Source organism: Devosia sp. (assembly GCF_039927955.1).
In the GTDB taxonomy this organism is placed as follows: domain Bacteria; phylum Pseudomonadota; class Alphaproteobacteria; order Rhizobiales; family Devosiaceae; genus Devosia.
In genome coordinates, this window is sequence record NZ_JBDSUA010000048.1 from 49,223 (window position 1) to 62,031 (window position 12,809).

At 61.6% G+C, this 12,809-nt stretch carries 10 protein-coding genes and 2 tRNA genes; 3 read left to right on the forward strand and 9 right to left on the reverse strand.

Annotation, left to right across the window (positions count from 1 at the left end; all coding sequences use genetic code 11):
- Positions 1–159: 159 nt before the first annotated feature.
- Positions 160–2,418, forward strand: coding sequence for a hypothetical protein (locus ABIT12_RS13030; protein WP_348042704.1), 2,259 nt, complete (start codon positions 160–162; stop codon positions 2,416–2,418).
- A gap of 14 nt (positions 2,419–2,432) precedes the next feature.
- On the opposite strand, the gene ABIT12_RS13035 is transcribed toward ABIT12_RS13030, so the two are convergent.
- The 3 genes from ABIT12_RS13035 to ABIT12_RS13045 all read right to left on the reverse strand — a co-directional run bounded on the left by ABIT12_RS13035 (position 2,433) and on the right by ABIT12_RS13045 (position 5,063).
- A tRNA-Gly gene (locus ABIT12_RS13035) sits at positions 2,433–2,506 on the reverse strand.
- Positions 2,507–2,642: 136 nt separating this feature from the next.
- On the reverse strand, positions 2,643–4,706 hold the full coding sequence (locus ABIT12_RS13040; protein WP_348042705.1) for a methyl-accepting chemotaxis protein: 2,064 nt from the start codon (positions 4,704–4,706) through the stop codon (positions 2,643–2,645).
- A gap of 272 nt (positions 4,707–4,978) precedes the next feature.
- Positions 4,979–5,063 (reverse strand) — tRNA-Tyr (locus tag ABIT12_RS13045).
- A gap of 124 nt (positions 5,064–5,187) precedes the next feature.
- Between ABIT12_RS13045 and rlmB the strand changes: the two genes are divergently transcribed.
- Both rlmB and ABIT12_RS13055 read left to right on the forward strand, forming a co-directional pair.
- Complete coding sequence (gene rlmB / locus ABIT12_RS13050) at positions 5,188–6,000, forward strand: 23S rRNA (guanosine(2251)-2'-O)-methyltransferase RlmB (protein ID WP_348063358.1); 813 nt, start codon at positions 5,188–5,190, stop codon at positions 5,998–6,000.
- Positions 6,000–6,392 (forward strand): hypothetical protein, encoded by a 393-nt coding sequence (locus ABIT12_RS13055; protein ID WP_348042707.1) that lies wholly within the window; start codon positions 6,000–6,002, stop codon positions 6,390–6,392. The genes rlmB and ABIT12_RS13055 overlap by 1 nt, the downstream gene beginning before the upstream one ends.
- On the opposite strand, the gene ABIT12_RS13060 is transcribed toward ABIT12_RS13055, so the two are convergent.
- The 6 genes from ABIT12_RS13060 to cysD all read right to left on the reverse strand — a co-directional run bounded on the left by ABIT12_RS13060 (position 6,393) and on the right by cysD (position 12,687).
- On the reverse strand, positions 6,393–7,181 hold the full coding sequence (locus ABIT12_RS13060; protein ID WP_348042708.1) for a polysaccharide deacetylase family protein: 789 nt from the start codon (positions 7,179–7,181) through the stop codon (positions 6,393–6,395). It abuts the gene before it with no gap.
- Positions 7,182–7,373: 192 nt separating this feature from the next.
- Positions 7,374–7,835 carry a YaiI/YqxD family protein gene (locus ABIT12_RS13065; RefSeq protein ID WP_348042709.1) on the reverse strand — a complete coding sequence of 154 codons (462 nt, stop codon included), beginning with the start codon at positions 7,833–7,835 and terminating at the stop codon, positions 7,374–7,376.
- Positions 7,836–7,837: 2 nt separating this feature from the next.
- The gene (locus ABIT12_RS13070) at positions 7,838–8,965 is read right to left on the reverse strand and encodes an S-(hydroxymethyl)glutathione dehydrogenase/class III alcohol dehydrogenase (protein ID WP_348042710.1); all 1,128 of its coding nucleotides are present in this window, start codon (positions 8,963–8,965) and stop codon (positions 7,838–7,840) included.
- Between the two features lie 56 nt (positions 8,966–9,021).
- The gene (locus tag ABIT12_RS13075; RefSeq protein ID WP_348042711.1) at positions 9,022–9,759 is read right to left on the reverse strand and encodes a DUF1345 domain-containing protein; all 738 of its coding nucleotides are present in this window, start codon (positions 9,757–9,759) and stop codon (positions 9,022–9,024) included.
- A gap of 127 nt (positions 9,760–9,886) precedes the next feature.
- Positions 9,887–11,779 carry a sulfate adenylyltransferase subunit CysN gene (cysN, locus tag ABIT12_RS13080; protein ID WP_348042712.1) on the reverse strand — a complete coding sequence of 631 codons (1,893 nt, stop codon included), beginning with the start codon at positions 11,777–11,779 and terminating at the stop codon, positions 9,887–9,889.
- Positions 11,779–12,687, reverse strand: a complete 909-nt coding sequence (gene cysD / locus ABIT12_RS13085; RefSeq protein ID WP_348042713.1) for a sulfate adenylyltransferase subunit CysD — start codon at positions 12,685–12,687, stop codon at positions 11,779–11,781. Before cysD ends, cysN begins: the two co-directional genes overlap by 1 nt.
- Positions 12,688–12,809: the final 122 nt, after the last annotated feature.

Consider the following 12,809-nt stretch of genomic DNA (forward strand, 5'->3'; position numbering starts at 1 on the left):
AACATAGCACGCATCGACCCCCAAAAGCCCGTTATGACCCAGCCACTTCCGTGGTTGACTTGAAGCTGCTCAACAACGGACGTCGTTTGGGTAGCAATTCTGTGGTTTGACACAGCGTTGAACTTGACGGAACCTGTCGTTGCGCCCGGAGGGTTGACCATGAAACAGCTTTTGACAGCAGGCATTCTGGTATTTGCAGTTCTTTTTGACCCTGCGAGCGCGCAAGACTTGCCTGTTGCGCCGGACAAGGCCAGCGCAACACTATTTGATGCGCCCGCATTTTACGCCGGGGCGCTGCAAACCGCCGGGGCGAAAGCCGCAAACGGCGATGCCGGAACGGCGTTCTTGCTGGCAAAATATCTGCTGGCCAATGATCGTACACCGGATCAGCGAAAGCAGGGTCTGGCCGAACTCAGGATCGCGGCACGAGCCGGGGTGCCCGAGGCCATGACCAGGCTGGCGGACATCCTGGCCAACGGTCAGTTCGGCGTGGCCATCGATCCGATAGCGGCGGCTCGGCTTTATGAGAATTCGGTTGCGGCCAATGACAATAATGCCCGACGCGGGCTGGCCGCCCTGCTGCTGGCCGGCAAGGGCGTACCGCTTGATCCGAAACGGGCAGCAGATCTGCTGACCACTGCTGCATCCCTCGGCGACCTTTCGGCGATCAACCAACTCGCCCTGCTTTCGGCCCGTGGACAAGGCGTCGAACAGGACGTGGCCAAGGCCATCGACCTCTATCAGGTCGGCATCGCCATCCACAATAATCAGGCCCTGAACGGTTTGGGCGATATCTATCGCCTGGGAACCGGGGCCCGGATTGATGCCGCCAAGGCCAGGGCGCTTTATGCCGAAGCGGTGGCCAACGGCGACATCGGTGCGCAGAAGAAAATTGCCGACATGCTGATCAAGGGCGAAGGCAGCGCGGCCGACTTTGCCGGGGGCATTGCGCTGCTGGAGCAGCTTGCCCAGAAGGGCGATATCGCCAGCTTTGTCGCTATCGGCGATTATTACCTGAAGGCCCCCGGCGTAGTGCCCAATGGCGAACAAGCGGCCAGTTCTTACCGCCAGGCAGCCGACGCCGGGAATGCCGGCGCCATGAGCAAACTCGGCCAACTCTACCGCAATGGCGGCGGCGGTTTGGCCAAGGACGCGGTTCAGGCCTATGACTTCTTCCAGAAAGCAGCGGCCCTGGGGGATCTGGGCAGCAAACGCAGCCTCGCCGATATGCAGGCGCGCGGCGAAGGCATAAGTGCCGATCTGACCGCGGCCATCGCCAGCCTGACGGCGGCGGGTGATAACGCCTCGCTGGTGCTGGCAGGCGATTTTTATGCCAGGGGTGAAGTGGGCGCACCGGACCTGCCCGAGGCGGTGACCTATTACAAAAAGGCCGCAGCTGCCGGCGACATTTCGGCTCTGGTCCGCCTGGGTGACCTGTATAAAGCCGGATCGGGGCCAGTGGTCGCTGATCCAAAAGCCGCTATCGGCTATTATGAACAGGCCGTGACACTGGGGGACGCCGGTTCGCGCCGGAGCCTGTCTGCCTTGCTGCTGACGCCGCCGGCCGGACTGGAGCCCAACCCCAAGCGGGCCATAGCGCTGCTAGATGAAGCTGCGAATGCGGGCGATGCTGCCGCAATGCAGCAGCTTGGGCTGCTTTACAGCGCTGGCGGTCCAATCCCTCCGGACTATCAAAAGTCCGCCTCCTATTTCGACCGATCGGCAAAGGCTGGCAATCTCGCCGCCAGGTTGCGGCAGGGTGTTTCACTTGTCTCTGGACCGCTGGCCGCGACAAAGGCCGCCGAAGGCGAGAAAATCCTGCGACAGGCGATCATCGACAATATTGCCGGTGCGCCGCTGGAACTGGCCAAACTCCAGCTCAACGGCCAGATCGAGAGCGCCATGCCCGCCGATGCGATCGCGACGCTGCAACCGGCGATCGCTGCGAACGACATAAACGCCGTTCGTTTCCTCATCGGCATCTATCGTGACGGCGTCAAAGACCGTGCCGAGGCCGACCCGGTTGCCGCGAGCAAACTGATCGCCGACAAGACTGAATTGCTGGGACCGGAAATCACCGCTTTAGAACGCCTCATGGTCACAGGTAAATCGCCAGCGAATGCCAGCGCCATTGAGTCCGCCACCAGCGACTTCAAGCAGCTGGGCGTTTCCAATGCCGTCGGCGTCCTGCAGCGATTTTCCGGACAAGCGCCCAATCTATATGTCGCCATCCTGCAATCGGAGCTGAGCGCGCGGAAGCTCTATTCCGGTAAACTTGATGGGACGTTGGACCAGCCGACGATCACCGCGCTCAATCGTTTCTGCGAATCCCAAAACTTGAGCGCAATCTGCGCCCCCGGACCAATGCGTGGCGAGGCGGCCGCCGCACTAGCGAAAGCCATGAAATGGCCGGCGTGAAACACTGAGGAATTTGGAGCGGGTAGCGGGAATCGAACCCGCATATTCAGCTTGGAAGGCTGCTGCTCTACCACTGAGCTATACCCGCCCGCTCGGCTTTGCCGATTGACGCGGACCGGAACATGGTCGCGCCTGCCGTTGTCTTCTAGCTTCAGGGTGCGGTTGGGTGCAAGGCACAATTGCTTGCCAATGCACCAAACCACATCCTACCGGCACACTGCGGGTCAGGCGGCTGCCCTGCCGGGCCGGGCAACCCTGGTTCGGGTCTCCACCACGAAGATATCGACAATGCTATCGAGTTCGCTGACCTGACGTTCGCTCTGGTCGATGGCCGCATTCATCTGCTCGACCAGCGCGGCGTTGTGCTGGGTCATTTCGTCCATCTGGCGCACCGAGCCGTTGACCTCTTCGATCGAGGCGGCCTGCTCGCGGCTGGCACGGGCGATGGCCTCCAGCGAGGCGTTGTTCTGGCGAATGGAGGTCAGCATCACCGCCAGCTTGCCGGCGGCGTCCGAGACCAGCCTGGAGCCGCCACTCACCTCGTGAGCGCTCTCTTCGATCAGGGCTTTGACATCCGAGGAGGCGCGGGCGGCGCTTTGTGCCAGACGACGCACTTCGACAGCCACAACAGCAAAGCCCTTGCCCGCATCCCCTGCCCGCGCTGCCTCCACCGAGGCATTGAGCGCCAATAGATTGGTCTGGAAGGCGATGTCGTCGATCAGGCCGATGATATTGGAAATCTTGCCCGACGACGCGGTGATGCGAGTCATGGCCTCATTGGCCTTGGCCATCACCACGCCGCCCTCTTCGGCGATATGGGACACCTGTTCAGCATCGACCGACGCCGCCTTGGCCTTGCGGGCGCTGTCGAGCACCGTGGCCGCCAGTTGCTCCATGGCCGCAGAGGTTTCCTCGATCGTCGCTGCCTGCCGTGTGGTGCGTTCAGACAGGTCATTGGCGCCGGACAGGATTTCGCCGGACGCGGTCTTGAGCGAGAGCGAAGCCACTTTCAGTTCACCGACGATTTCGGCCAGCTTGTCGGCCACCGCATTGGTGTCGCCCTGCAATTTGGCGAAGGCACCGGCAAACTGGCCTTCCATGCGCCGGGTCAGATCGGCATCGGCCAGCGCGCCAAGCACCAGCCCGGTGGCATCCAGACCAGCCTCGACGCTGGCGACCAGATCGTTGACGCCAACGGCAAGGGTATTGAGTTCGGCATCGGCAAACTGCGCTTCGATACGTTTGGAGAAATCGCCGTCAACGCCAGCCTGAACCACAGTGCCGAAGGCGCGTTGCAGGGTCTGCATCATGGCCGCGCGCTCATCACGGCGGTTGGCGTCGGCGGCGATCTGTTGCGTGCCCATCACGCCGACCTGGCGCGCATTCTCGCGGAACACTTCCATCGCCTTGGCCATGGTGCCGATTTCATTGCTGTAATCGACATAGGGTACTGGCGTATCGAGATCGCCCTCGGCCAACCGTTTCATCGAACCGGTCAGCACCGGAATTGGGCGGAAAATCATGCGGGAGCCGACGGCGACTGCGGTTCCCAACACCACCAGGACACCGGCGCAGATCGCCAGCAACAGCAGCATATCGTGATAGGCCGCCGCCTCGATCGCCTGGCGGTCGACACCAACATAGATGGCACCGACGGTGCCCCCATTGGCGTTGACGACAGGATAGTATTCGGCTGCCACCGTCTTGCCATCAAGCACTTCGTCGGTCCGATACAGTTCGCCCGCCATCAGCGCCTTGAACACCGGGCTTCCGGGATCAAGCGGGGTGTCGTCGCGCTTCACTGCGGCCGCGGCGTCGGCAATAACCTTGGCCGGATCGGCGGACTTGGCGGCCGATTCCGCCGCAGTCTCCGGCGCCAGTGTGGTGACAACGGTCCCCGCTGGCAGCACGCTGGTGCTCAGGCGGCCAAAGACGCCGGTGTCGGGATCAACACTGAACAGGGTGATCGACTCACCTGCGGCCAGCGCGACCTGATCAACCATTTCATGGTTGCGCAGGCGCGGCATCGACCGCAGCGTCAGAGTTTTGACGCCGGTATCAGTCATGGTGATCTTCATGCTCGGCATATTGATCTGGAAGATCGTGGTGGCCAGCCGCATAGTATCCGCCAGACGGTTCTGCACCTGAGCGTCCAGCCGGCCCGTCTGGGTCACGTACATGGCGATCAGCACCGCCATAAGTCCCGCCGCCAGGCCGCTCACGGCCATGGCAGTAATCAGAAAGCTCAACGGAATTCGACCGCGCCGCGAGCGAGAAACTTTGGCCATGAATAGTCCCCAATACAGGCCATACGGCCAAACCACAGATCCCCTCGATGCGGAACGATAGAACGGCTTGGTTAATCAGGGCTTTAGCTGGCGCAATTTTGGATAAAAATACAGCGGAACGCATGGCCGCCTACATTTTAATCACATGTATTTCGAGCACGTTCTCTCGGCGAGCACTGCGCAAATTTTGCGCAAAAAACCGATCGGGCACTCATCAGAGTGCCGAGCCAACCTGGAAATGCTGGATTTGAGCCGGCTCAAGCCGACGACGATGGTGGAGGGGACTGGATTCGAACCAGTGTACGCTAAGCGAGCAGATTTACAGTCTGCCGGATTTAACCACTCTCCCACCCCTCCACTGACAACGTCGTTCGAGCGGGAAACCGAAGCACCGGGGCGCTTCGTCGGGCGGTTTATGGTGGCATGACCGGATTGTGTCAACACCCCTTCCCGTTTGCCCGCAAGAATTCCGGGGCGCTTGTTGAATTGGCACCGCGCTGCCCGCTTGCTGGCGTGGCGCAAAGGCGCTAACGCTCTGGCCATGAGCTTCAACAAATTTCCGCCCAAGCCCCGTTATGATCCCGATGACGGCCCGGTCTATCTTTACGGCATCCACACCGTGCGTGCCGCGCTGGATAATGCCAGCCGCATCAAGAAGCACCTGCTGGTCACTCCGAACGCCTTGAACCGGCTCAAGGAAGCTGGCGAAATCGGCAAGGTGCCGGTGCGCGAAGTCACTCCCAAGGAGTTGGACAAGCTGCTGGGCGATGACGCTGTGCATCAGGGCGCAGCGCTGGAAGTCGATCCCGTCAGCCGTTTCGGGCTCAATGATATTGATCCGCTGCGCCTCGTCGTGGTGCTCGACCAGATCACCGATCCGCACAATGTCGGCGCCATCCTGCGCACCGCCTGCGCTTTTGGCGCCGATGCGGTGATAACCACCTCCCGCCATTCGCCACGCGAAACTGGCGTGATGGCGAAATCCGCCTCTGGTGCGCTCGATCTGGTGCCGATGATCGAGGTGCGCAATCTGGGCGACGCGCTGGAAACCCTCAAGAAGCGCGGCATGCTGGTGCTGGGTTTTGATTCCGAGGCCGAGCATCAATTGAAGCCACGCTCTGCCGACATCCCCCTGGCCATCGTCATGGGGGCTGAAGGCAAGGGCTTGCGCCAACGCACCCGCGAACTATGTGACGAGATGGTCAAGCTCGATATGCCGGGCCCGATCAAATCGCTCAATGTGTCCAACGCGGCCGCCATTGCGCTGTTTGCCGCGACAGCCGGAAGAAACTGATGACCGCCTTCAGCCCCTTCGCCATTGCCCTGCGCCTGAGCGGCGTGACGCTGGATCAAGCGGCGCTGGAAACTGCACTGGGCGCCAAGGTCAGCCGTTTCGAGCCGGAAGACGCGCCGCAGAGCCATTACGCGCAGATCGATATCGACAGCGACAACCCCACCCGCGCCATCATCCATCTGGCCGCCAATATCGGCCCGAGGGTTAAAACCCTGGTGGAAGAGCGCCAGATCGGCCAGGCCGTGCTGGATATCGCGCTGGATTTCCCGGAAGACGGCGAGGCAATGTCCACCCGCCTGCCCGCCCACATGGCGGCGGCCATCGCCAATTGCGACATCGATCTGGAGATTTCGGTCTATCTGGTCGATGAGGCGGATGACGACGAAGACTGATCAGTAAGCGCCGCGTAGGTCCACAGGGGCTTCCGCCGTGATGACGTCGATCCCGAATGGGCCGTTGGTCTTGGGCACCAGCCGCACCACTGAATAGCCGCGGTCTTCCAGGGCCTTGAGAAACATCGGCATCAGCGTGACGGTGCGCGCCTGAATGTCATGGAACAGGATAATGCCGCTGCCGCGCGCATCCAGCCGAGCCAGCGTGCGCGCCAGTACCTGCTCGGGGGTATCCTTGTAATAGTCCTTGCTGTCGATATTGACGTCGAGCACCACCGCATTGTCGCGGAACAGGCTGGTGCGCAGGAATCCCGTCTGGGCCAGATAGGGAAAGCGGAAGAACGGCGCCGGTTGCTTGCCAATGGGCGCCAGCGCGGCCGCAACGGCATCCTGCCCGCGCGAAATGTCGGTCATCGCCGCTTGCTGCGTCAGCGTCGACAGATCGGCGTGATCATAAGTGTGGCTGCCGATCGTGTGCCCCTGCAGCGCCACCGCCTGCACAGTCTGCGGATGCGCCCTGGCCGCATTGCCGAGCATCATGAACGTTGCCTTGACGCCGAAATCATCGAGCGTGGCAAGAATGGCGTCGGTGCGTCCGGGACGCGGGCCATCATCGAAGGTCAACACGACTTCGCCGTGGCGCAGTTGAATATCGGCAGCCGTGGCCACTGCCAGCGTGCGGCCGGCAAGGCGCCCGGATGGCACTATGGGCGCCGGCATGGACTGCGCGGTTATCGGCAAAGCCGTACGCATCACGCTGCCGGTGACCATGGAATGGTCAGTTGCCATGGCGCGGACCGCGCCCCCAGGCGCAGCAAAGGCTTGCTGTTGTGGCGGACGGGCGCAACCACCCAAAACCAGGCCCGCAAGCATCAGCGACAAAGCGAGACGTGAAACCAACACGGCGGGAACTCTGAACAACTACGACGCCGCTCAGTTTTTCCGATTATGGTTAATAATCCCTTGGCGTTGCTTGGGTTTTTACTTAACGGCCATTAACGCCTGGCGCCCGGCAGTATCCAGGGCGCTCAGAAAGGCCGAGCGGTCGGCAGGGCGGAAGCTGGCATTATAGCCCTTGCTTTCGCCGGTTTCGCGCAGGTGCTGATTGAGCTCGCGCATGGCCAGCGCCATGCCGATCGAGGCCTCGGTAAACGCTTTGCCGGTGAAGCCCAGAACCCGGGCGCCCTTGCTCAGTGCCCTGCCCGCCAGCGGAATATCGGCGGTCAGCACGATATCGTTGGCCCGCGCCTGTTCGACAATCCAGTCGTCCGCGGCGTCGGCGCCCTGCGCCACCACGATCACCCGCACCATCGGGTCCCGCGATGGCCGCACGCCGCCATTGCTGACAAAGGTGATCACCAACCCCAGCCGCTCAGCCACCTTGAGCGCCTCGTCCTTGACCGGGCAGGCGTCGGCATCGACGTAAATTTGTGGTAGCGCCACGCCTAGTAAACCACCACGCTGCGGATGCTTTCGCCCGAATGCATCAGATCAAAACCCTTGTTAATGTCTTCGAGCCGCAGCGTATGGGTGATCATCGGGTCGATCTCGATCTTGCCGTCCATGTACCAATCGACAATCTTGGGAACATCGGTGCGCCCGCGGGCGCCCCCAAAGGCCGTGCCCATCCAGGTACGGCCGGTCACGAGTTGGAACGGCCGGGTCGAGATTTCCTGCCCTGCCGCCGCGACGCCGATCACTACTGACTTGCCCCAACCACGATGGCTGGCTTCCAGCGCCTGCCGCATCACCTTGGTATTGCCGGTGCAATCGAAGGTATAGTCGGCCCCGCCGATCAGATCGCCCCGGCGCTTGGTCATGTTGACGATGTGAGGCACCACGTCGCCATCGATCTCGCTCGGGTTGACAAAGTGAGTCATGCCAAAGCGTTCGCCCCATTCCTTCTTGGAATTGTTGAGATCGACGCCGATGATCATATCGGCGCCCGCCAGCCGCAGGCCTTGAATGACGTTGAGCCCAATACCGCCCAGCCCGAATACTGCGGCAGTCGCCCCGATCTCGACCTTGGCGGTGTTGATCACCGCGCCAACGCCCGTCGTCACACCGCAGCCGATGTAGCAAACCTTGTCGAACGGCGCGTTCGGATCGATCCTGGCCACCGCGATTTCTGGCATCACGGTGTAGTTCGAAAACGTCGAGCAGCCCATATAGTGGAAAATCGGCTGGCCCTTATAGGAGAACCGCGATGTGCCATCGGGCATCAGCCCCTGGCCCTGGGTGGCGCGGATCGCGGTGCACAGATTGGTCTTGCGGCTGAGACAGGATGGGCATTCGCGACATTCCGGCGTGTAAAGCGGGATGACGTGGTCGCCGACCTTGACGCTGGTGACACCCGGCCCGACTTCCACCACGACGCCTGCGCCTTCGTGGCCCAGAATAGCCGGGAACAACCCTTCCGGATCTGCGCCCGAGCGGGTGAAATCATCGGTATGGCAAATGCCCGTCGCCTTGATTTCGATCAGCACTTCGCCGGCGCGCGGGCCTTCGAGATCGACCTCAACGATTTCAAGCGGCTTTCCAGCCTGGAAGGCAACGGCGGCGCGGGTTTTCATGCAAGGCTCCTCGGCAAATCATTGCGCCAAGATGTGCCATGCCGACTTCGCAGTGGCTAGCCGCCGCCGACCGCTACAGCGACATTGACCGTCGCCGCGACGATCAGGGTGTTGAAGAAATACGAAAAAACCGAATGGATCATCACCAGTTTGCGCATCTTGGGCGAACTGACCTGCACATCGGACACCGCAAAAGCTACGCCGATCACATAGGCGAAATACAGGAACGCCATGCCATCGGGCTGTTCGCCCGACTCAAAATCCAGGCCACCAACACTGCCCCCGCCGGGATGTCCCGGCTTGGTCTCGTAATACTCGTAGGCATAATGCATCGCCGCCATGGTGTGGATGACGAACCAGCCGAGCAGAACTGAGGCGATGCTGAGGCCGATCCCTACCCCCACCAGCCCATTCTTGTTGCGCAGCGCCATGAACAGCGTGCCGCAGCAGAGCAGCACCACAGCGATAACGACTGCGAAGATCACCCCCGTCGGTGCGTCGGCATCGTCGGCACGCGAGCGCAGATACTCACCCGACAGGGCCGGCATAATCAGCGCGGTCAATCCCAGATAGACGAGGAACATCGCGATGGCGCCGCCGACCAGCGCGAAGGCGGCGTTGAACCAGAGCATCACAATGAATGTCACCACCCCAACGGCGGCCGCCGACAGCAGCGCCCCATGGCGCGGCAGGCGGGTCACCGCCATTCTCGCAGCCAAGGGATGCGGCTTTCGCGCACTGGCCGCAGCAGGCTTGGCGTTGGCTTTAACTGGCTGCTGCTTCCGGGTGGCCATCGTGCGCTCCTGCCGTCCTACGCCGCAGGATACCCGCAGCGTCAGTCCCGCGAAGGCGGGACTCCATTCTTAGCCGACTTGTCAGAAAGAGTGGATTCCCGGCTTCGACAGAACGACACAGGCGCAATCAGACGATCTTGAGCCAATCGTAAAGTTGTTCGGCGAGTTCAACCGGTTCGGCCGTGGCGCCATGCAACACCAGTTCAGGGTTGGTCGGCGCTTCGAACGGGCTGTCGATGCCGGTGAAATTCTTGATCTCGCCGGCCCGCGCGCGCTTGTAGAGTCCCTTGGGGTCGCGCGCTTCGCACACTTCGATCGGCGTATCGACATAGATTTCCGAGAAACCCACGTCGCCGGCGATTTCACGCGCCAGCCGCCGCTCGTTCTGGAATGGCGAAATGAACGACACCAGTACGATCAGCCCGGCGTCAGCCATCAACCGCGCCACCTCGGCGACACGGCGGATGTTTTCGACGCGCGCCGCTTCGGTAAAGCCAAGGTCCTTGTTCAGCCCATGGCGAACATTGTCGCCATCGAGGATATAGGCGTGCTTGCCCTCAGCTGTCAGGCGGCGTTCCAGCAGATTGGCGACGCTCGATTTGCCGGAGCCCGAAAGCCCGGTGAACCAGATGATCTGTGGCGTCTGGTTCTTCTGTGCGGCGCGCACGTCGCGATTCACGTCGAACGACTGATAGGTCAGGTTCTGCGCCCGGCGCAGGCCGAACTCGATGGTCCCGGCGCCGAGGGTAGCATTGGTCAGCCGATCGATCAGAATGAAGCCGCCGGTAAGGCCATTAACCGTGTAGGGATCAAACGCGATCGGCTTGTCGGTGGCAATGGTCACCGTGCCGACTTCGTTCAGATCCAGCTTGGTCGCCGCGGTCTGTTCCAGCGTGTTCACATTGGTGCGGAACTTCAGGTCGGTGATCGTCGCCGGCACTACTTGCGAGCCGATCTTGAGCAGATAGGACCGGCCCTGGAAAGCCGACTCGTCATTCATCCAGACGACGCGGGCCTGGAACTGGTTGGAATATTCTGGCGTCTGGCCGGGATGGCTCAGCATGTCGCCGCGCGAAATATCGACTTCGCGATCCAGCACCAGCGTCACCGCCTGCCCAGCAATTGCCTGCTGCAGGTCGCCATCCATGGTGACGATGCGCTTGACCACTGCCGGCTTGCGCGAGGCCGAAACCAGTACTTCATCGCCCACGGCGATACGGCCGGCGGCCAGCGTGCCGGAGAAGCCACGGAAATCGAGGTTTGGACGGTTTACCCACTGCACCGGGAAACGCATCGGGCGGCCGGTCTTGTCCTCGGAAACGTCGATGGTTTCCAGATAGGGCACCAGCGACTGCCCGGTGTACCAAGGCGTGTGTGGGCTTTGCGTCAGGATATTGTCGCCCTTGAGCGCGGAGACCGGGATTGCGGCCAGGGTCTTGAATCCAAGCGTTTCGGCAAAGGCGCGGTATTCGGCCTCGATCTTGTCAAATATGGCCTGATCGTAATCGACCAGATCGATCTTGTTGATGACCAGCACCACGTGTTTCACCCCGATCAGCGACAGGATGAAGCTGTGGCGGCGGGTCTGGGTCAGCACGCCCTTGCGCGCATCGATCAGTACCAAAGCGAGATCGGCGTTGGAGGCACCGGTCGCCATGTTGCGGGTGTACTGCTCGTGGCCGGGCGTATCGGCAACGATGAACTTGCGCTGGTCGGTCGAGAAGAACCGATAGGCCACGTCAATGGTGATGCCCTGTTCGCGCTCGGCAGTCAGCCCATCGACCAGCAGCGAGAAATCGATGCCTTCGTCGCCGGTGGTGCGATTGCGGCTTTCCTTGCGCAGCGAGGCGAGCTGATCGTCGAGGATCAACTGGCTGTCATAGAGCAGCCGGCCGATCAGAGTGGATTTGCCATCATCAACACTGCCGCAGGTGAGAAAACGCAGCAGCGACTTGCTGGTTTGCTGTTCGAGCCAAAGGGCAATATCGGTATCGGCGCTGGGGGCGATTGCGGGCTGCATCAGAAATAGCCCTCCTGCTTCTTCTTTTCCATCGAGCCAACGCTGTCGCTATCGATCAGGCGGCCTTCGCGTTCGGAGGTGCGGCTGGCCTGCATTTCCATGATGATTTCGGGCAAGGTCGCTGCGGTGGAGCGAATTGCCCCGGTCAGCGGGTAATCGCCCAGCGTGCGGAAGCGCACGACTTCCTGGCGTGGCTGCTCGCCCGGCTCCAGGCGGAACCGCTCGTCATCGATCATGATCAGCGTGCCGGAACGGTCCACCACCGGGCGGCTCTTGGCGTAATACAGCGACGGCAGCTCGATATTTTCCGAATAGATGTAGGTCCACACATCGAGCTCGGTCCAGTTCGAGATCGGGAACACCCGCATGCTCTCGCCCGGGTTGAGCCTTGTATTGAACACGCGCCACAGCTCCGGGCGCTGGTTCTTGGGGTCCCAGGCGTGCTGGGCGTTGCGATGCGAGAAGATGCGCTCCTTGGCCCGCGACTTTTCTTCGTCGCGGCGGGCGCCGCCGATAGCGGCGTCATAGCGGCCGGCGTCGAGGGCCTGGCGCAGCGCCTGCGTCTTCATGATGTCGGTAAAGCGCGACGAGCCATGGTCGAACGGGTTGATGCCATTGGCCAGCCCCTCCGGATTGGTGTGGCTGATCAGATCAAAGCCATGCTTTTCTGCCATCCTGTTGCGGAACTCGATCATTTCGCGAAACTTCCACGTCGTGTTGACGTGCAGCAGCGGGAACGGAATCTTGCTGGGGAAGAACGCCTTGCGCGCCAGATGCAGCAGGACGCTGGAATCCTTGCCGATGGAATACATCATCACCGGGCGCTCGAAACTGGCGGCAACTTCGCGCAGGATTTCGATGCTCTCGGCTTCAAGGCTTTGCAGATGGGTCAAATCTATTGTCGGCAACGGGCAACTCCGGCCCGCAAATACCTGTGCGAGCAGTAGGATTTAGGCCTGTGTGGTTAGGCCCACGGCGCGTTTGCGGCAAGCGCAAATGCGCGCAAATTGCACCGCCCGAGGCCGGTCAA

Coding starts and splice junctions, on each gene's coding strand:
- ABIT12_RS13030 (WP_348042704.1), top strand. CDS start 160: ATGAAACAGCTTTTGACAGCAGGCATTCTGGTATTTGCAGTTCTTTTT.
- ABIT12_RS13040 (WP_348042705.1), bottom strand. CDS start 4,706: ATGGCCAAAGTTTCTCGCTCGCGGCGCGGTCGAATTCCGTTGAGCTTT.
- ABIT12_RS13055 (WP_348042707.1), top strand. CDS start 6,000: ATGACCGCCTTCAGCCCCTTCGCCATTGCCCTGCGCCTGAGCGGCGTG.
- ABIT12_RS13060 (WP_348042708.1), bottom strand. CDS start 7,181: ATGGCAACTGACCATTCCATGGTCACCGGCAGCGTGATGCGTACGGCT.
- ABIT12_RS13070 (WP_348042710.1), bottom strand. CDS start 8,965: ATGAAAACCCGCGCCGCCGTTGCCTTCCAGGCTGGAAAGCCGCTTGAA.
- ABIT12_RS13075 (WP_348042711.1), bottom strand. CDS start 9,759: ATGGCCACCCGGAAGCAGCAGCCAGTTAAAGCCAACGCCAAGCCTGCT.
- cysN (WP_348042712.1), bottom strand. CDS start 11,779: ATGCAGCCCGCAATCGCCCCCAGCGCCGATACCGATATTGCCCTTTGG.